Raw genomic sequence first — 20,923 nt, forward strand, 5'->3', positions numbered from 1 at the left:
GCCACGCTTGTCGTGTCAAAGGCATGACTCTCAATTCTTGGTTACTTTAACCCGTTCAGTTCAGTTCTCAGCTTCCGCAGTTCGGCATTGATCTCCACCTTGCGATTGAACTGCTTTTCCTTGCCCAGCCGCGCCGTGGTCTTATCCAATTCGCGCTGCTTGGCTTGCGCCTGTTCGACGCGCGCCACCAGCTCGGCCAGTGTTTCCTGTGGCCGAGCTGACAGTGGGATCAGGCGGCGCAACACTTGCTCGTACAGGCCGCCCAGATGCAAGGCCACAGGCATCGCGGTGCGTTCGCTATCCGTTGGCAGCCAGTCCGATGCAAAGTAGTCCGAGGGCACCCAGCGGCTGGTATCGGCTTCGCTCGGGCGCTTGTAGGCGGCGACCACCTGCGTTTTGCCGTCGAAAGTCAGCTCGAACACAATGGGGAACGGGATAGCCCCGTCGAGGCAGCGCAGCACATCGGCGTGCAGTTCCTGCGTTTTGAGCTGGATGCTGAAAATCTGGATTTCGGGTACGTCATGGCGTGCGGGCAGATGCAGCGTTTCGGGGGCCAGCTTGTACTGCCAGATGATCTGCTCCACCTGTTTGACGAACAGGTCTTTGAGTCGGGTGTTGGCTCCGCTGTATTCGTAGATCTTGTTCTTGGGCAGAACACGCCCGAAGGCGGCCTGCTTGGGGTAGGCGATCAGCGCGCTCATCCGGCCTCCTGAATCACGAGGAAGCTGATGAGTTCAAAGTCGTCCAGCCCGGAGATGGTGCCCGTTAGCGCCGTGGTCTTGCCGCCGGTGAACAGGCTGTCCAGATCCTTTTCTTCCTGGACCTCGATCATCGAGCGGATGGCCTTGCCCAGCAGGTCGGAGTAGGGCTGCATCCTGCGGCCATCGGCGGTTTCCTGATTGAAGCGCTGGTACACGTCCACGATGGGTTTGTCCTGCCCCTTGCAGCATGTGCGCGCCAGATCGAGCAGGCGCTTGACCTCGGTATGGTCGTGAATGATCTCGCCTTCGCGGTTGATGTAGACGAGGCAGTACGGGTGCAGGCGATTGTGCTGGTTGAGGTTGATGCCTAAATCGAGGTTGCGCAGCGTGAAGATCACCCCTGGGCGCAAGCCCATTTCAGGTTGGGCGGGCACGACGGCGTGCATCCCGTTGGGCACGTTGCTCAGTTCTCCGTGGGCCTTGACATAGTTGAGCAAGTCCATGCGGAAGTCATTTAGGCCAAGATCGGTGATGGAGACACCGGTCTTCAAATCCTCTAGCTCAATGACGTCTTCCTGCAAGCGGCGCAGTTGCTCCTTGCGGTACGACACGTCATTGGCTTGCGCGGACAGCACGTTGTCGTCGCCGGTGGCGGTAACGTCGGCGATCATCATCCGGCTCTCAACGCGCTCCTTGAGGTTGATGTATTCGTCGAGCGAAATGTCGGGCCAGTAGTTGACCAGCTGGATGCTGCTGTTGGGCGAACCGATGCGATCCACCCGACCAAAGCGCTGGATGATGCGCACCGGGTTCCAGTGAATGTCGTAATTGATCAGGTAGTCGCAGTCCTGCAGGTTCTGGCCTTCGGAAATGCAGTCGGTGCCGATGAGCAGATCGACTTCGTGCGGCTCGTTCGGCAGCACCACGGCCTTCTCTTTCGAACGAGGGGAGAACAGGGTAAGCAGTTCCTGGAAGTCGTAGCTGCGCTTGTGTGTGCCGCTCTTGATGGTGGACTGCGGCGCGCCCTTGCCGGTGACCTTGGCGGCGTGGATGGCGTGCCTGGCCAGTAGCTCCGGCGCAAGATGGGCGTACAGGTAATCGGCGGTGTCGGCAAAGGCGGTGAAGATCAGCACCTTCCTGTTCCCGGGGTTGATGGGGTTGTCGATCTTGCCGAGCAGTTGCGCCTTGAGGTGCTGCAATTTGGCATCGTCTTGCGGGGTGATCTTGTTCATCGAGGCCAGCAGAGCGTCGATGACCTGCAAGTCAACCTTGAGTTCGTGCTCCCAGGATGGCAAGTCCATGTCGGCGAGGCTGATCTTGATCTTTCCGCCGATCTCGCCGCCCTCGTCACTGGGCATTGGCAGGTCATCGTCCTCGGCATCCAGCCCCTCCAGCATCCCCGTAAGGTCACCCACTGTCGCCGCGCCACCGGATTGGTTGAACACGGCAATTTTAGCCAGCGTCGCTTCGTTGTTGGCGCGCAGCGATTGCAGGGTGATTCGGAATGACTGTACCGAGCTTTCGAGACGCTTGAGCAGGTTGACCGTCATCAGGGCCTGCAAGCTCTTTTCACGGTCAGCCTGACGCAGCGTGCCCTTGCCGCCGACCTTAGTGTCGTAGATTTCCTCGTATTTCTTCAGACGACTGGGCAGGATGTAGCTGATGGGCGCATACACGGCCAGCTTGAGCAGGGAAAGTTGCTCGAAGATCTCATTGAAACCCAGCACATCTGACCGCTCGGTCAGGCGGCAGTGGAACGACAGCGGCATGCGGCGCTCGGGAAACTGGCCGATGTCCTTGGTGTCGTAGAAGGTCTGGATGTGCTTGCGCGAGCGTGCAATGGTGACGCTGTCGAGCAGCTCGAAGAAGTCGAAATCCAGCGAATCAAGAATTGCTCGCGCGGTACGCTCTTCCGGCGGCAGCTTTGACCAGGTGTTGAAGACTGCCTGGGCATTGCGAAAAACCTCTTCCACCGACTTGCTGGTGCGTAGTTTCTTGCTGAGGCTTTCCGAGTCGCCTTCGTAGGCCAGTGCAAGCTGGTTGCGCAGGTCGTTGAAGCGGTTATTGACTGGTGTAGCCGACAGCATCAGCACCTTGGTCTTCACCCCTTCCTGAATGACCTTGCGCATCAGCTTCTGGTAGCGTGTTTCCTTGTCCTTGTAGGCGTCGTTATTACGGAAGTTGTGCGACTCGTCGATGACGACCAGATCGTAGTTGCCCCAGTTGATGCGATTGAGCGGTGTGCCGAAGGATTCGCCGCTGGTGCGCGAAAGATCCGTATGGCACAGCACGTCGTAGCTGAACCGGTCGCGGGCGAAGATGTTGGTCTTGAGGTTGCGGTTGTAGTTGAGCCAGTTGTCAGCCAGCTTCTTGGGGCAAAGTACCAACACGGATTTGTTCCGCAACTCGTAGTACTTGATCACGGCCAGCGCAGTGAAGGTCTTGCCGAGACCGACGCTGTCGGCCAGGATGCAACCACTGTAAGTTTCCAGCTTGTTGATGATGCCGGTGGCCGCATCCCTCTGGTAGTTGAAGAGCTTGTTCCAGATCAGCGTGTCCTGGTAGCCCGTGCGATCGTTGGGCAACACGTCTCCGTCGATGTCGTCGAGGAACTCGTTGAAGATGTTGTAGAGCATCAGGAAGTAGATGCTCTCGGGCGAATTCTCCTGATAGACCGAGGCGATGTGCTCGCAGATCTGCTCAGTCACGTCCTCCAGTTTTTCGGAGTCGTTCCAAATCTGGTCGAACAGACTGAGGTAAGTGGCAGAAAAGAGGGTCTCGTCCATTTTGTTGACAAGGTTGGACACCGCATTGCCTTGCTGGTAGCCGAGATCGATAGCAGTGAAGCCGTGCAGCGGCATGTACGCAGTTTCCATAACGCCAGCCTGCACACAGGCGAACTGCTGCATAGGCGCTTTGGTGCGGTTGCTGCGGAACGTGGCCTTGCGCCGCATCCAGTCGGCACACTCCTTGGCCACCGCCCGCTGGGTGAGTTTGTTGCGAAGCTGTATTTCAAACTCGCTACCGTAGAGGCTGCGTTCCCGTTCGAGCTTGGGAATGTGGAACTCCCGCCGCTCCTTGCGAATCTGGTCGGCGACGTCATTAGCCACAAAGGTCGGCGAGGTGAAAATGAAGTTCAGCTCGTCGATCTTTTCCAACTCAGCTTTCAGCGCCTCAAAGGCATACATCGAAAAGCACGAGGCCGCGATCTTCAGACGTGCACCGGGCTTGAGAGTCTGCTTGAGATCGTCACCCAGGAAACGGCTGATGTTGTCGATCAGTTCCATCGTGCTCCCCTTAAGCTTGCTTGATTCATTTCGCTCCTCACCCCTAGCAAGTCGACTCGATCAACCACTATGATTTCATCGCTCACAGCACCAGCCTCATCATGTCGCAGCTCGCGCTCGGGCAGGCCACTCCAATTTCAAAAATCGAGAACGGCAGGATGCGCCCCAGAACGCCTGTCCGCACCCGGTCGTCTTTGCTGCCACGCCCAGCTCGATGGCGCCAACACGCTCCTCGAACTCACGGCAGGGAAGCAGCAACGCCCCCCGGGGTTAATCGAGCCAAGGTTTGACGTCGCGCAGTCCCAACAGCCCCTGACGCCAACCCTGCGAGCTGGCGTCCAACATCTCATATTAGCCCTCCTTGCCCCCCCCCTGGAACATGCGCTCCAAACTGATGTAGCAGCCAACGGCATAGTCCAAGTAGTAAAGCAGTAGAAAGGTCAACAAACGGGAAACTTGACTGTTGCCGTCCGGAGAAGCGCGGCCAGATACTCGGGGGGCGAGCGAGTGAATGGAAATGTAATCCTAGCCAACCTAAGAATCATAGCCATTGAATGATGTCGTTCCCACGCAAATTGCCAGTTAGCGGCAATAGACCCCCATATCCTGAACCAAGGCCCGTTCGCGAGTGGCAGGCATGGCTGACCGGCAAGGATCAACGGCAGTCCCGCCATCAAAGGTGCGCCATTCACCAGTGCACCTCAGAAGCAAAAAGGGCGCCTCCCGGCGCCCTCGTTCTTTCAACTCATTCCCACTCAATAGTCGCTGGCGGCTTCCCCGAGATGTCATAAACCACCCGCGACACCCCCCGCAACTCATTGATGATCCGGTTGCTCACCGTCCCCAGGAACTCATACGGCAGATGCGCCCAGTGCGCCGTCATGAAGTCGATCGTCTCCACGGCCCGCAGCGCAATCACCCACTCATAAGCCCGCGCATCGCCCACCACGCCCACCGACTTCACCGGCAGGAACACGGCAAACGCCTGGCTGGTCTTGTCGTACAAGTCGGCCTTGCGCAGCTCATCAATGAAGATAGCATCGGCCTTGGCCAGCAGTTCGGCGTATTCCGGCTTTACCTCGCCCAGAATGCGCACGCCCAGGCCCGGGCCCGGGAACGGATGACGGTAGACCATGGTGCGCGGCAGGCCCAGTTCAACGCCCAGGCGGCGCACTTCGTCCTTGAACAGCTCGCGCAGCGGCTCCACCAGGCCCAGCTTCATGTGCTCCGGCAGGCCGCCCACGTTGTGGTGGCTCTTGATCACATGCGCCTTGCCGGTCTTGCTGCCGGCCGACTCGATCACGTCCGGGTAGATGGTGCCCTGCGCCAGCCACTTGGCGTTGCTCAGCTTGTTCGACTCTTCGTCGAAGATCTCAACGAACAGGTTGCCGATGATCTTGCGCTTGGCTTCCGGGTCGCTCACGCCTTCCAGCGCCTTGAAGTAACGGTCGGCGGCATTCACGCGCACGACCTTCACGCCCATGTGCTCGGCGAACATCGCCATCACCTGGTCGCCTTCCTGCCAGCGCAGCAGGCCGGTATCCACGAACACGCAGGTCAGCTTCTCGCCGATGGCCTTGTGCAGCAGCGCAGCCACTACGGACGAATCGACGCCGCCGGACAGGCCCAGGATCACCTCGTCATCGCCCACCTGTTCGCGCACACGGGCGATCTGGTCGTCGATGATGTTGGCAGCGGTCCACAGGGTCTGGCAGCCGCACACGTCCACCACGAAGCGGCGCAGCAGCGCCTGGCCCTGCAGGGTGTGGGTCACTTCCGGGTGGAACTGCACGCCGTACCAGCGCTTTTCTTCGTTGGCCATGGCGGCCACCGGAATGCGGTCGGTGGTGGCGGTGATGGTGAAGCCCGGCGGCGCAACGGAGACGTGGTCGCCGTGGCTCATCCAGACATTCAGCTTCGGCTCGCCGCCGTGGTCGCTCAGGCCCTTGAACAGCGCATCGGAGTTGATGACGTTCACTTCGGCGTGGCCGAACTCGCGCTGGTCAGCGGCTTCGGTGGCACCGCCCAGCTGGGCGGCCAGGGTCTGCATGCCGTAGCAGATGCCGAAGATCGGCAGGCCGCTGTCGAACACTTCCTGCGGTGCGGCCGGGGCGCCCGGCAGCGTGGTCGATTCCGGGCCACCGGACAGGATGATGCCCTTGGCGCCGAAGCCGGAGATCTCGGCCGGGTTGTGGTCCCACGCCCAGATTTCGCAGTAGACACCCAGCTCGCGGATGCGGCGGGCAATCAGCTGCGTGTACTGCGCGCCGAAATCGAGAATCAGGATCTTGTCGTTATGGATGTTGGTCATGGTGCCGTTCCAGTGGTGTTTTTCGCAGCGCCCGGCGCTTCAAGGCTCTGCGTCAGCGTGGCGATGAACGCCTCGCGTTGTTGAATATGTGAGGGGTCTTCCTCGTCCCAGCGCAGCATCAGCAGGCCGTGCGGTGCGTTGGGGTTGGCGCGGTCGGCGCGCGGCAGTTCGGCGATTTCCTGCACTTCGGTGCCGGGCACGATGCGCCGTTGAAAGGCGTGCATCGGGTAACCGGAATCCACGGCGTTGCCCCAGAACGCGGACTGCACGCTCATCCGTTTCGGCTCCAGCGGCCCCAACTCGGCGGTGACCACAGGATCTTCAAGCCTGTCACCCAGATCGGTAACGCACCGCAGGATGACCTGCAACGGGCGCTCGCCGGTGCCTTTCAGCAGCCAGCGCTGTTCGCCGGCGGCCTGCACCTGCCAGCCCTTCGGCAGCGAGAACGCGTTCTGGCACGCCTGCACGTGCTGCAATTGCGAAACCGCCGCGCCCGGAGACCCGGAGCGCGGCGGCGGTTCGGACAACGAACAGCCTGCCATCAGCAGGCTGCCCGTAATCGCAAGAGCAGTTCGCAAGCGCATCAGGCGCGGTAGTTCGGCGGCTCTTTGGTGATGGTCACGTCGTGGACGTGGCTCTCACGCTGGCCGGCGCCGCTGATCTTCACAAACTTGGGCTTGCTGCGCATCTCGTCGATGGTGGCGCAGCCCACGTAGCCCATGGTGGCGCGCAGGCCGCCCATCAGCTGGTGGATGATGCCGCCCACCGGGCCGCGGTACGGCACGCGGCCTTCGATGCCTTCCGGCACCAGCTTGTCGGCGGTGGCGGCGTCCTGGAAGTAACGGTCCTTGGACCCCTTCTCCATCGCAGCCAGCGAGCCCATGCCGCGGTAGCTCTTGTACGAACGGCCCTGGTACAGCTCGGTCTCGCCCGGCGATTCCTCGGTACCGGCCAGCAGGCCACCGACCATGATGGTCGAGGCACCGGCGGCCAGCGCCTTGCCGATGTCGCCCGAGTAGCGGATGCCACCGTCGGCGATCAGCGGGATGCGGTCCTGCAGCGCTTCGGCCACCAGGTCGATGGCGGTGACCTGCGGCACGCCGACGCCGGCGACAACGCGGGTGGTGCAGATCGAGCCCGGGCCGATGCCGACCTTCACCGCGTCCGCGCCGCTGTCCAGCAGCGCCAGTGCGGCTTCGCCGGTGCAGATGTTGCCGCCGATGACCTGCACCTGCGGGAAGTTCTTCTTGACCCAGCTGACGCGGTCCAGCACGCCCTGCGAGTGGCCATGCGCGGTATCGACCACGATCACGTCCACGCCGGCAGCGACCAGCGCTTCCACGCGGCGATCGGTATCGCCACCCACGCCGACGGCGGCGCCGACCAGCAGGCGGGTCGACAGATCCTTGGCAGCGTTGGGGAAGTCGGTGTTCTTCTGGATGTCCTTGACGGTGATCAGGCCACGCAGTTCGAACGAGTCATTGACCACCAGCACCTTCTCGATGCGGTTGCGGTGCAGCAGCTGCAGCACTTCGTCGGACGCGGCGCCTTCCTTGACCGTGATCAGGCGATCCTTCTTGGTCATGATGTGGCGGACCGGATCGTCCAGCTCCGTCTCGAAGCGCATGTCGCGGTGGGTCACGATGCCGGCCAGCAGGCCGTCGCTGCCCACCACCGGCACGCCGGAGATGTTGTGCGCCTGGGTCAGGGCCAGCACGTCACGGATGGTGGTTTCCGGGCCGACGGTGATCGGGTCGCGGATGACACCGGCCTCGAACTTCTTCACCTTGGCCACTTCCGCGGCCTGCTGTTCCAGGCTGAGATTCTTGTGGATGATGCCCATGCCGCCGAGCTGGGCCATGGCGATGGCCAGGCGGGCTTCGGTGACGGTGTCCATCGCGGCGGACAGAATCGGAAGCTTGAGCTTCAGGTCTCGGGTCAACCGCGTTTCGAGGTTGACGTCCTTGGGCAGGATGGTCGAGTGGGCGGGGACGAGCGAGACGTCGTCGTAAGTGAGTGCTTCAGCCTGGATGCGCAGCATCGGCATACCCGAGATGTGGGGAAGCGCGACATTTTACCTTGTTTTCGCGCCGCGTGGCAGGGGGTGGATGCGACGCAGTGTCGCGCGGGCGGCGGTCCATTCAGGGGGCCGGCCACCGCTTTGGTGGGTGCCAACCTTGGTTGGCACAAACAGGGAGAGGCCTTCACCCCATCTGGGGTCCAGGCACCGGACGAAGCGTGCCAACCAAGGTTGGCACCCACACAGGCGACCGACGACGGTTGGCACCCACCACAGGCAGGCCGACGACCGGCTCCTGGTAGGTGCCAACCTTGGTTGGCACAAACAGAGAGGCCTCCACCCCATCTGGGGTCCAGACGCCGGATGAAGCGTGCCAACCAAGGTTGGCACCCACCACAGGCAGGCCGACGACGGTTGGCACCCACCAACAGCCGCTCGCTGCGATCAGCTCAGCGCTTCCGCCGCTTCCAGGGTGTTCTGCATCAACGTGGCCACGGTCATCGGGCCGACACCGCCCGGCACCGGGGTGATCCAGCTCGCCCGCTGCGCCGCCGCGTCGAAGCCGACGTCGCCCACCAGCCGACCATCGTCCAGACGGTTGATGCCGACGTCGATCACCACCGCGCCCGGCTTCACCCACTCGCCCGGCACGATGCCCGGGCGGCCCACCGCCACCACCAGGATGTCGGCGTTGCGCACGGCCTGTTCCAGCACGTCCTTGGGGGTGAACTTGTGGCAGCTGGTGACGGTGCAGCCGGCAATCAGCAGTTCCAGGCCCATCGGGCGGCCGACGTGGTTGCTGACACCGACGATGGTGGCGTTGCGGCCGCGCACCGGCTGGTCGGTGTGGCCCAGCAGCGTGGTGATGCCGCGCGGGGTGCACGGGCGCAGGCCGAACTCGCGCAGGGCCAGATGGCCGACGTTTTCCGGGTGGAAGCCATCGACATCCTTGCGCGGGTCGATGCGCTGGATCAGCCGGCGCGCATCGGGGATGCCCGGCAGCGGCAGCTGGATCAGGATGCCGTTGATCTTCGGATCGGCATTGAGCTGGTCGATCAGGTCCAGCAGTTCGGCCTCGGTGGTGCCGGCCGGCAGGTCGTAATCGTGTGCTTCGATGCCGACCTTCTCGGCGGCACGGCGCTTGTTGCGCACGTATACGGTCGAGGCCGGGTCGCCGCCCACCAGCACCACGGCCAGGCCCGGACGGCTGCCACCGGCCGCGATGCGGGCGTCGACGCGCACCTTCAGGCTGTCGAGCAGGTCTTCAGCGATGCGGCGGCCATCGAGGATGCGGGCAGGATGCGGGGCGGCGGAATCGTTCATCGAATGCGGGGGCGGCGGCGGTGGGGAGGCTATTGTCCCCGATTCAGGCCCCCTCGCCCACCGCCAATGCGGCCGCTGCGCTCGCCGGGCATGGCCCGGCGCTACCTTGGAACGCTGACCCCGGGTGACGTTACGGGTCGCATCCCTCATTCTTCCTCTTCGGGCACGTCCTGCGGGTTCAAGGTCTTGCTTGCCCGCTTCGGCGCGGTGAACGGGGTCGGCGTCGGTACGCCCTGGCCGGAGTTGCCAAACACCATCTTGGCGCCGGCGTTCAGGCCGCCGCCGGCGATTTCCAGCTCGAAACGCTCGGCGTCGCGGCGACGGATCTGTTCGGCGATCTCGATCGCGTCGTCCTCGTCGGCGCCCAGCTCCACCAGCGCGGCCTGACCGAACAGCACGGCCGATTCAAAGGTCTCGCGGATCTGGAAATCGACGCCGGCATGGATCAGCCGCAGCGAGTGCTCGCGGTCGAACGAGCGCACCATCAGTTTGGCCTGCGGGAATTCGTGCGCGACCAGCTCGACGATGCGGTCGGCGGCGTCGGCCTTGTCCACGCACACCGCGATCGCGCGCGCGGTCGCCGCGCCGGAAGCATGCAGCACGTCCAGGCGGGTGCCGTCGCCGTAATAGATCTTGAAGCCGAACCGCGCCGCGCTCTGGATCATCTCCACATCGTTGTCGATGATGGTCACGTCCACGTCGCGCGCCAGCAGCGACTGGCTGGCCACCTGGCCGAAGCGGCCGAAGCCGATCAGCAGCACGCTGCCGGACAGGCCGTCGGCCTCGTCCACGCCCTCCAGGTTCACCGTCGGCTTCGGCGCCACGCGCTTGTAGACCAGCACCACCAGCGGGGTCAGCGCCATCGACAGCACCACCACGGCGGTGAAGTTGGCATTGATGTCCACGTCGATCACGCCAGCGGCCGCCGCTGCGGAGAACAGCACGAAGGCGAACTCGCCGCCCTGCGCCATCAGCACGCCACGGTCCAGCGCCTGCGCGTGGTCACTGCCCATCAGACGCGCAACGACATAGATGCACAGTGCCTTGGCCGCCATCAGCGCCAGCACCAGGCCTGCGATCAGCTGCCAGTGCGAGGCCACCACGCCCAGGTCCAGCGCCATGCCGACGCTGAGGAAGAACAGGCCGAGCAGGATGCCGCGGAACGGTTCGATATCGGCTTCAATCTGGTGGCGGAAGGTCGATTCGCTCAGCAGCACGCCGGCCAGGAACGCGCCCATCGCCATCGACAGGCCGGACAGCTGCATCAGCAGTGCCGCGCCCAGCACCACCAGCAACGCGGCGGCGGTCATCACCTCGCGTGCCTTCGATTCGGCCAGCAGGCGGAACAGCGGGTTGAGCAGGAAGCGGCCGACCAGCACCAGGCCGACGATGGCACCGACACCGATCGCCACCGACAGCCAGCGCGAGCCCTCGCCATCGGCGCTGCCCGCGCTGGGCGCCATCCACGCCACCAGGGCCAGCAGTGGCACGATCAGCAGGTCTTCGAACAGCAGGATGGAGACGATCTTCTGCCCCGAAGGCAGCGCGATATCACCGCGCTCGGCCAGCAGCTGCATCACCACGGCGGTGGAGGTCAGCACGAAGCCGGTAGCACCGATGAAGGCCACCTGCCACGGGAAGCCGAACAGCTTGGCGATGCTGGTCAGCACCAGCGCGCAGGTGACGATCTGCAGCGTGCCGAGCCCGAAGATTTCCTTGCGCAGGCTCCACAGGTGCGAGGGCCGCATCTCCAGGCCGATCACGAACAGGAACATCACCACGCCGAGTTCGGCGGTATGCAGGATGGCCTGCGGATCCGAGAACCAGCCCAGCCCGAACGGTCCGATCGCCAGGCCGGCGGCGAAGTAGCCCAGCACCGACCCCAGGCCCAGCCGCCGGAACAAGGGCACCATCACCACCGCCGCGCCCAGCAGGGCAACCACCTTGACCAGCTCGCTGGTCGCTGCTTCTACCGCCATGCGGTGCTTTCCCCGGAATCCAGAATCGCTCACCACGATAGAGCAATGTGGATGACGGCAATAGCACGCATGTTGCGCCGGATTGTCTTGGAGGTGGAACGATGCCGACAGCCACCCCACACATCATTCTGAAACGATCAACGGTAGCGCCGGGCCATGCCCGGCGGATATGCGTGCCGGCCCCGCTGCGCTCGCCGGGCGTGGCCCGGCGCTACCGCGATCACCCGCCCCGGCAGAAGGCGGCGTAATCGATGTATCCCGGGAACGGCACGCCCGGCGCGCAGACCGGAGCCGATGCCAGGATCAACGGTAGCGCCGGGCCATGCCCGGCGGATGTGCCTGCCCGTGCCGCTGCGCTCGCCGGGCATGGCCCGGCGCTACCGCGATCACCTGCCCCAGCAGAAGGCGGCGTAATCGATATAGCCCGGGAACGGCACGCCCGGCGCGCAGACCGGGCATTGCGGGTCCGGGCCGATGCCGGTTTCGCGGAAGCGCATGCCCAGTGCATCGAAACGCAGCAGACGCCCCACCAGGGGCTCGCCGATGCCCAGCAGCAGTTTCAACACCTCGGTGGCCTGCAGCACGCCGGCCAACCCTGGCAGCACGCCCAGCACGCCGGCCTCGGAACAGTTCGGCGCGAACTCCGGCGGCGGCGGCTCCGGGAACAGGCAGCGGTAGCAGGGCGCGACGCCGCGCTGGCGGCCGGCGTCGAACACGCTCACCTGGCCGTCGAAGCGCTCGATCGCCGCATACACCAGCGGCAGCCGGTGCTTGATGCAGGCATCGTTGAGCAGGTAGCGCAGCGGGAAGTTGTCCGAGCCATCCAGCACCACGTCCACCCCGTCCAGCAGCGCGTCGACGTTGTCGGAGGTGACCCGCTGCGGCACGGCTTCAATGTCGATGGCGGGATTCAGCGCCAGCAGCCGCTCACGTGCGGAGTCGACCTTGAGCTGGCCGACACTGGCTTCGGTATGCACGATCTGGCGGTGCAGGTTGCTGCGTTCGACCCGGTCGTGGTCGGCGAAGCGCAGGTGCCCGACACCGGCCGCGGCCAGGTAGAAGCCGGCCGGTGCGCCCAGCCCGCCCGCGCCCAGCACCAGCACACGCGACTGCTGCAGGCGACGCTGGCCCGCCTCACCCACCTGCGGCAGCAGCAGGTGGCGCGAGTAGCGATCGAAGAAATCGCGGTCGGCAGCGCTGGCCACGGGCTGCACCAGCGGCAGCGCCTGCTCGCGCCAGGCCACGGTGCCCCCGGCGACCGACGCCACGTTCGCGTAGCCGGCGTCGAGCAGGGCCTGCGCGGCGTCGGCCGAACGCTTGCCGGTCTGGCAGATCAGCAGGATTTCCTGTTCCGGGCGTGGCAGGTGCGCGGCCGGGTCGGCCTGCAGTTCCGCCCTGGCCACACCGCGGGCGCCTTCGGCCATGCCACCGGCGCGCTCGTGCGCCTCCCGCACGTCGATCAGCACGGCGCCATGGGCCAGGCGGTCATGCGCCTGCGCGGGGGAAAGCTCTCGGATGCTCATGGCGCCATTATCGCGCAGGCCCTGCCCGCCGAGCGTCCCAGGGGTCAGATCCCTGTTCCGAAGGAAAAGGGATCTGACCCCATTCCCCGTCAAAAGAAAAAGGCGGCCCTGCGGCCGCCTTTCCGGTTACTTGCCCTTGACGTGTTTCATCAAGCGCCGCTTGGCCTTGATCTGCCGTTCGGTCAGCACGTTCTTCTTGCCCTCGTACGGGTTGGCACCTTCGCGGAACAGGAACACCACCGGCGTGCCGATCAGCTTGAAGCGCTTGCGGAAGAAGTTCTCCAGGTAGCGCTTGTAAGACTCCTGCAGCTCCTTCAGGCGCGTGCCATGCACGATGAAGGTGGGCGGGTTGGCGCCGGCCGGGTGCACGTAACGCAGCTTGGAGACGTGGCCGCGGATGGTCGGCGGCGGGTTGGTCTCGTAGGCCACTTCCAGCGCCTTGTTCACTTCGCTGGTGGTGAACGTCTTGTTCGCCGATTCGTGGGCGCGGTGCACCGCACGGAACAGCTCACGCAGGCCCGAGCCATGCTTGGCCGAGATGCGTACCGATTCCGCCCACGGCACGAAGCCCAGCTTCAGCGACAGCATGGTTTCGGCCTGCTCGCGCTGGTACTCGGTCAGGCCATCCCACTTGTTGATGGCGATCACCAGGGCGCGGCCGGCGTCGAGCACGGCCCCCAGCACGGTGGCGTCCTGGTCGGTCACGCCTTCGGTGGCGTCCAGCATGAGCACGGCCACCTGGCACTGCTCGATGGACTGCATGGTCTTGACCACCGAGAACTTCTCGACCACCTCGTCCACCCGCGAGCGGCGACGCAGGCCGGCGGTGTCGATCAGGCGGTATTCGCGGCCATCGCGTTCCAGGTCCACCGCGATCGAATCGCGGGTGGTGCCGGGCACGTCGGAGGCGATCATGCGCTCCTCGCCGAGGATGCGGTTGACCAGGGTCGACTTGCCCACGTTGGGGCGGCCGACAAAGGCGATGCGCACACGGTTCGGATCGTTGTCCAGCTCTTCGCCACTGCCCTCTTCCGGCAGGCGCTGGATCACTTCATCGAGCAGATCGTCCAGGCCCTGACGATGCGCGGCCGAAACCGTCAGCATCTCGCTGAAGCCGTAGCGCGCGAATTCCGAGCGCACGGCCATCTCGTCGGTGCCGTCGATCTTGTTGATGAGCAGCAGAGTCGGACGCGACAGCTTGCGCAGCCACGACAGGATCTCGTCATCCAGCGCCGACGTGCCCTCGCGGGCATCGACGACGAACAGGATCAGGTCGGCTTCGGCGGCAGCGGCCCGGGCCTGACGCGTGGTAGCGCCCGCCAGGCCCTCGTCTTCCCCGGCGATACCGCCGGTGTCCACGACGAGGAAATGATTGTCCTCGTCGAGGCGGCAGACGCCGTAGTTGCGATCACGGGTGACGCCGGGCTGGTCATGGACCAGGGCGTCACGGGTGCGAGTCAACGCATTGAAAATGGTCGACTTGCCGACATTCGGCCGTCCAACCAGGGCGACCAAAGGCAGCATCGCGATTACTCCGTATTAATTTGCCAACCGGAAGGCGGTCAGCTTGCCATCCACGTTCTGCACCAGCAGCACCCCGTCGACGACGATCGGCTGGGCCAGCAGAGCTTCACCGCCGCTCTTGGCCCGCGCCGCCATCGCGCCATCGGACGTCTGCAGCCAGTGCACGTATCCCTTGTAGTCGCCGACCACCACGTAGTCGCCGTGCAGTGCCGGGCCGGTCAGCAGGCGCCGGGCGAGCCCGGTCTGCGACCACATCGCCGCGCCACTGGCCTTGTCCAGGCCAAACACGCCACCCTTGTTGTCGGTGACGAACACATTGCCCGACGAGACCGCCACGCCACCGGCACCGCCGTGGTCGCGCGCCCACAGCGGGCGACCGGTCGGGCCTTCGATGGCCATCGTCTGGTTCTTGAAGCTGCTCACGAACAGCGTGTTGCCATCGAGCACCGGCGCACCGTCGATGTCGGCCATGCGCTCCAGCTCGGTGCGCCCTTCAGCGCTGCCCACGTTCTGTTCCCACAGGGTGCGGCCATCCTGCATGGCCAGCGCGGCGATGGCGCCGTCATCCCTGCCGATGAACAGCACGCCCGGACCGGTCACCACCGGCGCATTGCCACGCACGGTCAGCGCCGGCAGTTCGCTCGGGTTGAACCAGCGCTGGGTGCCGTTGCCCACGTCGAAGGCGGTGATGCGGCCGTCGTTGCTGCGCACGAACACCATGCCCTGGGCCACCGCCGGCGCGGCGATCACTTCGCCGGGCACGCGGGCGCGCCACTTCTCGCTGCCGTCATTGATGTCCAGCGCGATGACCTGGCCGTCGAGCGTGCCGATCACGACGAGGTTCTCGCCAACACCCGGGCCACCGGACAGGCGCAGCTTGTCCTTCTTCTTTTCCTTCTTCGGCTCCCAGGTCCAGACCTTCTTGCCGGTCTGCAGGTCGATGGCGTGCACGCCCCCGGTGATCGCCGCAGCGAACACGTGACCGTTGGCCACCGCCGGGCCCTGGCGCACGCCGATGCGACGCTCACCCTTGCCCAGATTGACCGACCAGGCCTTGTTGACCTTCAGGGTCGGCTCGAACTTGACCAGTTCGGCCGGCTCCTGCGCCTTCTTCGCTTCCGCGTCCTTGCCGGCGAACCAGCCCTTCATGGTGCTGCAGCCGGACAGCGCCACGCCGAGCAGCAGCACGGTGGCGACGCGGGTGATCATGACCTTCTGACTCATCAAACCGACTCCGCAGGGGCGGCGACGGTGCCGCCGGCGTCCATAACCTTGGTTTCCAGCAGGCGCCGCTGGGGCGCCGCCACGTCCAGCGTCTTCAACGCCTTCTCGTACTGTTCGCGGGCGGCATCGCGCTTGCCCTGGGCCATCAGCGCATCGCCGTGGATCTCCAGGCTGCCGCTGTCGGTGGCGCTGCCCAGCAGGGAGATGGCCTCGTCGGCCTTGCCGGTAGCGACCAGCAGGCGGGCCACGCGCTGGTCGACCACGCGCTGCAGGTCACCTTCGACCTTCACGCTGCGCAGCGTCGCCAGGGCTTCTTCGTTCTTGCCGGCGTCGACCTGGGCCTTGGCCAGCTGCAGCGCCGCGAGGTCGCCGTAGATGCTGGAGGGACCGGCTTCGAGCGCCTTCACCGCCTTGGCGGCGTCGTCGAGCTTGTTCTGCTGCAGACCCACCAGTGCCTTCTGGTACTCGACATTGGCCGAGGCCAGCTTGCCGCCCTGCTGCGTCTGCCACCACTGCCAGCCGGCGATGGCGCCGATGGCGATGGCCACGCCACCGATGATGCTGGCGCCATTCTTCCGCAGCCAGCTGCGGACGCGTTCACTTTGTTCGTGCTCGTCGAGCAGATCGTCGATCGCCATGCGTACTCTCGCCCCGCCCATCGGGAGGGACCATTGGGATTATCGAAGGTGGTGAAACCGCGCCTCAGTGCGAAACCGGGACCACGGAGCCTTCAGAGGATACCTGAAAGCGTGCCACGTTGGCTCGCTGGTAGGGCGCCAGATCGACGATAGCGCCGTTCTGCTGAACCTGGACCGCCGAGGCGTTGCCCAGAGTGACCCGGGTCACCTGGCCCGGGGTGAAACTGCGGCTCTCGCCCGACCGGATCAGCGCCTTCTCGACCGTGCTGCCATCGGGGCCGCCGATGTCGACCCAGCTGTCTCCGTTGAACTGCATCTCCAGCGTGGTGCCGGCACCCGCCGCAGTGGCGGCCGGACGCGGGACCGGCGCCAGCGAGGCGACGTACGGGGTCGCGGCCGGCTTGGCGGTGGACGCCACCGAGGTCTCCGTCGATGCCACCGGCTCGGCGCCGTCGGCGGCGGGGGTGACCGGCACGGTCGCCGGGATCACGTCCAGCGAGGCGGTGTTCGGCGACGGCGTGCCGCCATCGAAATGGCCGCGCGTGGCGAACCACACCGGCACGGCCAGCACCGCGGTGATGCCGACATACAGCACGCGCCGGCCGAGGTTCTCGGCGATCCGGCGCGCACGCGGGGTATGGGTATGGCTGACCAGGGTCGGCGGGACCACCGGGCCCACCTGGGCCTGCTCCAGCAGTTCGCTCACATCCACATTCAGCAGGCGCGCATAGCTGCGCAGCTGGCCGCGGACGAACACCGGCGCACCGAGCTTCTGCCACTGTTCTTCTTCCAGCGACCTGACCACCTGGACCGGCATGCGCAGCCGCTGTCCGACGTCGTCAAGGGTCAGTCCGGCCGCCTCGCGGGCCTGGCGAAGGCGGGTGCCACAGCCGGCCGCAGTCTCGAGAGCGCTCACAGTCTGGTCATCAATCACAATGCATCAACCCTGGAGTTAGGAGCCCGCATCCTGCGGAAATTCCTGTCGAATCCGCTGCAGATAGCGATCGGATGCTGCGTGATCGCCCAGCCGCGCCTCGATTTGAGACGCAAGTTGTAACACGGAACGTGTTGCGGGTGCAGCCGAAATCCTGCGCTCGGCGAAGGCCCGGGCCTCCATGTAGCGGCCCTGGCGGAAGCTCAGCTGGGCCATCGCCTCCAGGGCGACCGGGTTGGCCGGAGCCACCGCGAGTGCGGCACGCAGGTCGCGCTCGGCCCGTTCGGGCTGCCCCGCGTCGAGCGCACAGCCCCCCGCGTTGGCCTGCGCCTCGGCGGGCGTGGCATAGCCCGGCGCCTGCAGCGCACGATCGAACCACACCAGCGACTCGGCGGCCTGCCCCTGCTGGCACAGCCAGGCGCCATAGTTGTTGAGTACGTCACCGCGCTGCGGGGCCAGCTCTGCGGCCCTGCGGAAGCCCTCGCCCGCCTGCCGGGTGCGGCCGCGGCGGTCATCGATGCCGGCCAGCAGGACCAGTGCGTCAGGCTCGTCGGGCTGCAGCTTCAGCGCCTGTCGGGCCTTGCTCTCGGCACCGTCCAGATTGCCCAGCTGCATGTCGCGGGAGGCCAGCACCAGCAGGTCGTTCACGCGCACCTGGCGACGCACGCCGTCCGGGTCACGCACCGAATAGACCGGCGCTTCGCTGGGACCGAGCCGGCCCTTGGGCGTGGAGGAGCAGGCACCGACCGCCATGGCCAGCACGCCCGCAAGCAGCGCCAGCCGGAAGCGGTCAGGCGGCCGCATCGCTCCCCTTCCCCGCCTGCAGCGTCTTGTTGAACTCCGCCTGGCGCCGGGTGCGGTCCATCACCTGGCCCTTGAGCTGGCCACAGGCGGCGTCGATGTCATCGCCGCGCGTGCGGCGGACCATCGTCAGCACATTGCTGTCGAGCAGGATCTTCTGGAACGCGCGGATGTCGGCTTCCTCGGAACGCTCGTAACGGGTACCCGGGAACGGATTGAACGGGATCAGGTTGACCTTGCCCGAGTCCTTGGCCTGCACCGCGTTGTCGAACTGGCGCATCAGCCGGGCCAGCTGCCGGGCATGCTCGGGCTGGTCGTTGATGCCCTTCATCAGGGTGTATTCGAAGGTCACCGACTCGCGACGCTTGTTGGCGCGCAGGTAGCGCGCGCACGAGGCCATCAGCTCGGCGATCGGGTACTTCTTGTTGAGCGGCACCAGCGTCTCGCGCAGCTCGTCGTTCGGTGCGTGCAGCGACACCGCCAGGGAGACATCACTCTCGCTGGACAGGCGGTCGATCTGCGGCACCAGGCCGGACGTGGACAGCGTCACGCGCTTGTTCGCCAGGCCATAGCCCAGATCGTCGCGCATCACGCTCATGGCACGCACGACGTTGTCGAAATTCATCAGCGGCTCGCCCATGCCCATCATCACCACGTTGGTGAGACGGCGCATCTGGTGCGGCACGTTGCCCAGGTGGCGCGCAGCCACCCACACCTGGCCGATGATCTCGGCGGTGGTCAGGTTGCGGTTGAAGCCCTGGGTGGCGGTGGAGCAGAACGTGCAGTTCAGCCCGCAGCCGACCTGCGAGGACACGCACAGCGTGCCGCGGGTCTTGTCCGGGATGTACACGGTCTCGATGGCGTTCTTGCCATCCACGCCCATCGCCAGCAGCCACTTGTGGGTGCCGTCGGCGGAGGGCTTGTCGAACACGATGTTGGGAACGACGACCTCGGCATGATCCTGCAGCTTGGCGCGCAGGACCTTGCCGAGATCGGTCATCTCATCGAAATCGGTGACGTAGCGGTGGTGGATCCACTTCATCACCTGGTGGGCACGGAACTTCTTCTCGCCGAGAACCTCGACGAAAAACGTCTCCAGGCCCGCGCGATCGAGGTCGAGCAGGTTCTGCTTGCCGGCCGTGGGTGCCGACTTCGGCAGCGGCTGGATGGCGGGTGTCTGTACGACCTCGTTCACGGCATCACTCTCAGCGCGAGACGACTTCGGTCGCGGCGAAGAAGTAGGCGATTTCGATCGCGGCATTCTCGACCGAGTCCGAGCCGTGGGCGGCATTGGCATCGATGGATTCAGCGAAGTCGGCGCGGATGGTGCCCGGCGCGGCTTCCTTCGGATTGGTGGCGCCCAGCAGGTCGCGGTGGGCCAGCACGGCGTTCTCGCCTTCCAGGGCCTGGATCATCACCGGGCCGGAGATCATGAACTCGACCAGGGCGTTGAAGAACGGACGCTCGCGGTGCACGGCGTAGAAGCCTTCGGCTTCACGGCGCGACAGCTGCTTGTACTTGGCGGCAACGACCTTCAGGCCGGCCTTTTCAAAGCGGGCGTAGATTTCGCCGATGACGTTCTTGGCAACGGCGTCCGGCTTGATGATCGAAAGGGTGCGCTCCAGCGCCATGGGATGTCTCCAATGGAATCGGGCCGCTGATGGCCCGAAGGGTACATGAAAAAAACCCGCGTCGGAACGCGGGCTTAGCCTGATAAACGTAGGCGAATTGTAAGAGATCCCATTAAGTAGTGCCAGCCCATGGCTGGCAGGCCTCATGCCGGCCGGGGTCAGGCCCCCGGCAGGGGCCCTGACCCCATCCCCCAGCCCGACAGGGATCGGAGCCCCTTCGGGGATCCGACCCCGCACCGGGGGTGAATGCCCTCTGACTGGCCCGGCAGTTTTGCTGCACTGCAAAATGCCATACGCTTCCGTCTGGTTCTAGTATCAAACAATCGTTTGATTAAGGTCCGCCTGCCCGATGGCCAAGCCCGCCCACTTCTCGACCAAGGACCGGATCCTCGGTGCCGCGGAGGAGCTGTTCGCCCTGCACGGCTTTGCCGGCACGTCGCTGCGCCAGGTCACCAGCCAGGCCGACGTCAACATCGCCGCCGTCAACTACCACTTCGGTTCCAAGGAAAACCTGGTCAACGAGGTGTTCCGCCGTCGCATGGACGAGATGACCGGCGCCCGCATGGCCCAGCTCGAACGCGCCCGCAGCGAACACCCCGGTGAACTGCGCCCGGTGCTGGCCGCCTTCGTGGAGCCGGCGCTGGCGCTGGCCCAGGACCGCCAGAGCGGCGGCGCCTTCGTCCGCGTGATCGCCCGCGCCTACGCCGAAAAAAACGACAACCTGCGCAAGTTCCTGTCCGACCATTACGGCCACGTGCTGCGTGCGTTCGGCAAGGCCATCGCCGAGTGCGTGCCCGACCTGAGCAAGGAAGAGCTGTACTGGCGGCTGGATTTCCTGGCCGGCTCGCTCACCTACGCCATGGCCGATTTCGGGCTGATCAAGCGTCCCGCCGGTGTCACCGAAGCGGCGCATCGTGCCCGGGCAGCCCACGAGCTCATCCATTTCGCCGAAGCCGGGTTCCGCGCCGCCGCACGCAGCGGCAGCGCCCTGCCCGCCTCCGCCTGATTCCACCCAGTAACTGCTGAC

The 20,923-nt window shown here is 65.2% G+C and carries 16 protein-coding genes; 1 reads left to right on the forward strand and 15 read right to left on the reverse strand.

The genetic code is table 11. The features are described from left to right. Positions 1-41: 41 nt before the first annotated feature. From AC5P76_RS04050 to ndk, 15 genes are all read right to left on the reverse strand, one after another. Positions 42-701: a DUF4391 domain-containing protein gene (locus AC5P76_RS04050; protein ID WP_495222675.1), complete on the reverse strand. Its 660-nt coding sequence runs from the start codon at positions 699-701 to the stop codon at positions 42-44. Next, positions 698-3,988, reverse strand: a complete 3,291-nt coding sequence (locus AC5P76_RS04055; protein ID WP_495222676.1) for a helicase-related protein — start codon at positions 3,986-3,988, stop codon at positions 698-700. The genes AC5P76_RS04050 and AC5P76_RS04055 overlap by 4 nt, the downstream gene beginning before the upstream one ends. Positions 3,989-4,733: 745 nt before the next feature. Beyond that, positions 4,734-6,299, reverse strand: a complete 1,566-nt coding sequence (gene guaA / locus AC5P76_RS04060; RefSeq protein ID WP_495222677.1) for a glutamine-hydrolyzing GMP synthase — start codon at positions 6,297-6,299, stop codon at positions 4,734-4,736. Continuing rightward, positions 6,296-6,775, reverse strand: a complete 480-nt coding sequence (locus tag AC5P76_RS04065) for a hypothetical protein (RefSeq protein WP_049483145.1) — start codon at positions 6,773-6,775, stop codon at positions 6,296-6,298. Before AC5P76_RS04065 ends, guaA begins: the two co-directional genes overlap by 4 nt. 107 nt (positions 6,776-6,882) lie before the next feature. Then, complete coding sequence (gene guaB, locus AC5P76_RS04070; RefSeq protein WP_053517615.1) at positions 6,883-8,340, reverse strand: IMP dehydrogenase; 1,458 nt, start codon at positions 8,338-8,340, stop codon at positions 6,883-6,885. Positions 8,341-8,763: 423 nt separating this feature from the next. After that, entirely contained in the window at positions 8,764-9,642 is an 879-nt protein-coding gene (folD, locus tag AC5P76_RS04075) for a bifunctional methylenetetrahydrofolate dehydrogenase/methenyltetrahydrofolate cyclohydrolase FolD (RefSeq protein WP_065181342.1), read from the reverse strand. Between the two features lie 146 nt (positions 9,643-9,788). Next, on the reverse strand, positions 9,789-11,621 hold the full coding sequence (locus AC5P76_RS04080) for a monovalent cation:proton antiporter-2 (CPA2) family protein (RefSeq protein WP_111186653.1): 1,833 nt from the start codon (positions 11,619-11,621) through the stop codon (positions 9,789-9,791). Positions 11,622-12,007: 386 nt separating this feature from the next. After that, positions 12,008-13,144, reverse strand: coding sequence for a molybdopterin-synthase adenylyltransferase MoeB (gene moeB / locus AC5P76_RS04085; RefSeq protein ID WP_460256467.1), 1,137 nt, complete (start codon positions 13,142-13,144; stop codon positions 12,008-12,010). Between the two features lie 126 nt (positions 13,145-13,270). Further along, the gene (gene der / locus AC5P76_RS04090) at positions 13,271-14,668 is read right to left on the reverse strand and encodes a ribosome biogenesis GTPase Der (RefSeq protein ID WP_053520183.1); all 1,398 of its coding nucleotides are present in this window, start codon (positions 14,666-14,668) and stop codon (positions 13,271-13,273) included. A 15-nt stretch (positions 14,669-14,683) separates the two neighbouring features. After that, positions 14,684-15,892: an outer membrane protein assembly factor BamB gene (bamB, locus tag AC5P76_RS04095; RefSeq protein ID WP_053520184.1), complete on the reverse strand. Its 1,209-nt coding sequence runs from the start codon at positions 15,890-15,892 to the stop codon at positions 14,684-14,686. After that, positions 15,892-16,530 (reverse strand): YfgM family protein, encoded by a 639-nt coding sequence (locus tag AC5P76_RS04100; protein WP_053520185.1) that lies wholly within the window; start codon positions 16,528-16,530, stop codon positions 15,892-15,894. Before AC5P76_RS04100 ends, bamB begins: the two co-directional genes overlap by 1 nt. Positions 16,531-16,594: 64 nt before the next feature. Then, on the reverse strand, positions 16,595-17,464 hold the full coding sequence (locus tag AC5P76_RS04105) for a RodZ domain-containing protein (protein ID WP_065175051.1): 870 nt from the start codon (positions 17,462-17,464) through the stop codon (positions 16,595-16,597). A gap of 18 nt (positions 17,465-17,482) precedes the next feature. Then, on the reverse strand, positions 17,483-18,268 hold the full coding sequence (gene pilW / locus AC5P76_RS04110; RefSeq protein ID WP_053520187.1) for a type IV pilus biogenesis/stability protein PilW: 786 nt from the start codon (positions 18,266-18,268) through the stop codon (positions 17,483-17,485). Then, on the reverse strand, positions 18,255-19,460 hold the full coding sequence (gene rlmN / locus AC5P76_RS04115; protein WP_053520188.1) for a dual-specificity RNA methyltransferase RlmN: 1,206 nt from the start codon (positions 19,458-19,460) through the stop codon (positions 18,255-18,257). The genes pilW and rlmN overlap by 14 nt, the downstream gene beginning before the upstream one ends. Positions 19,461-19,470: 10 nt before the next feature. Continuing rightward, positions 19,471-19,896 carry a nucleoside-diphosphate kinase gene (ndk, locus tag AC5P76_RS04120; protein ID WP_005409295.1) on the reverse strand — a complete coding sequence of 142 codons (426 nt, stop codon included), beginning with the start codon at positions 19,894-19,896 and terminating at the stop codon, positions 19,471-19,473. 349 nt (positions 19,897-20,245) lie between these two features. On the opposite strand from ndk, the gene AC5P76_RS04125 reads away from it, so the two are divergent. Then, positions 20,246-20,902 (forward strand): TetR/AcrR family transcriptional regulator, encoded by a 657-nt coding sequence (locus tag AC5P76_RS04125; protein ID WP_495222678.1) that lies wholly within the window; start codon positions 20,246-20,248, stop codon positions 20,900-20,902. Positions 20,903-20,923 lie beyond the last annotated feature (21 nt).

The organism is Stenotrophomonas sp. YJH_SMC_36 (genome assembly GCF_059369935.1).

Bases quoted from the DNA above. Each gene is read 5' to 3' on its own strand.
- AC5P76_RS04055 (WP_495222676.1), bottom strand. From the start codon at position 3,988: ATGGAACTGATCGACAACATCAGCCGTTTCCTGGGTGACGATCTCAAG.
- der (WP_053520183.1), bottom strand. From the start codon at position 14,668: ATGCTGCCTTTGGTCGCCCTGGTTGGACGGCCGAATGTCGGCAAGTCG.
- AC5P76_RS04100 (WP_053520185.1), bottom strand. From the start codon at position 16,530: ATGGCGATCGACGATCTGCTCGACGAGCACGAACAAAGTGAACGCGTC.
- guaB (WP_053517615.1), bottom strand. From the start codon at position 8,340: ATGCTGCGCATCCAGGCTGAAGCACTCACTTACGACGACGTCTCGCTC.
- guaA (WP_495222677.1), bottom strand. From the start codon at position 6,299: ATGACCAACATCCATAACGACAAGATCCTGATTCTCGATTTCGGCGCG.
- AC5P76_RS04080 (WP_111186653.1), bottom strand. From the start codon at position 11,621: ATGGCGGTAGAAGCAGCGACCAGCGAGCTGGTCAAGGTGGTTGCCCTG.
- folD (WP_065181342.1), bottom strand. From the start codon at position 9,642: ATGAACGATTCCGCCGCCCCGCATCCTGCCCGCATCCTCGATGGCCGC.
- AC5P76_RS04125 (WP_495222678.1), top strand. From the start codon at position 20,246: ATGGCCAAGCCCGCCCACTTCTCGACCAAGGACCGGATCCTCGGTGCC.
- moeB (WP_460256467.1), bottom strand. From the start codon at position 13,144: ATGAGCATCCGAGAGCTTTCCCCCGCGCAGGCGCATGACCGCCTGGCC.
- AC5P76_RS04050 (WP_495222675.1), bottom strand. From the start codon at position 701: ATGAGCGCGCTGATCGCCTACCCCAAGCAGGCCGCCTTCGGGCGTGTT.
- bamB (WP_053520184.1), bottom strand. From the start codon at position 15,892: ATGAGTCAGAAGGTCATGATCACCCGCGTCGCCACCGTGCTGCTGCTC.
- ndk (WP_005409295.1), bottom strand. From the start codon at position 19,896: ATGGCGCTGGAGCGCACCCTTTCGATCATCAAGCCGGACGCCGTTGCC.
- pilW (WP_053520187.1), bottom strand. From the start codon at position 18,268: ATGCGGCCGCCTGACCGCTTCCGGCTGGCGCTGCTTGCGGGCGTGCTG.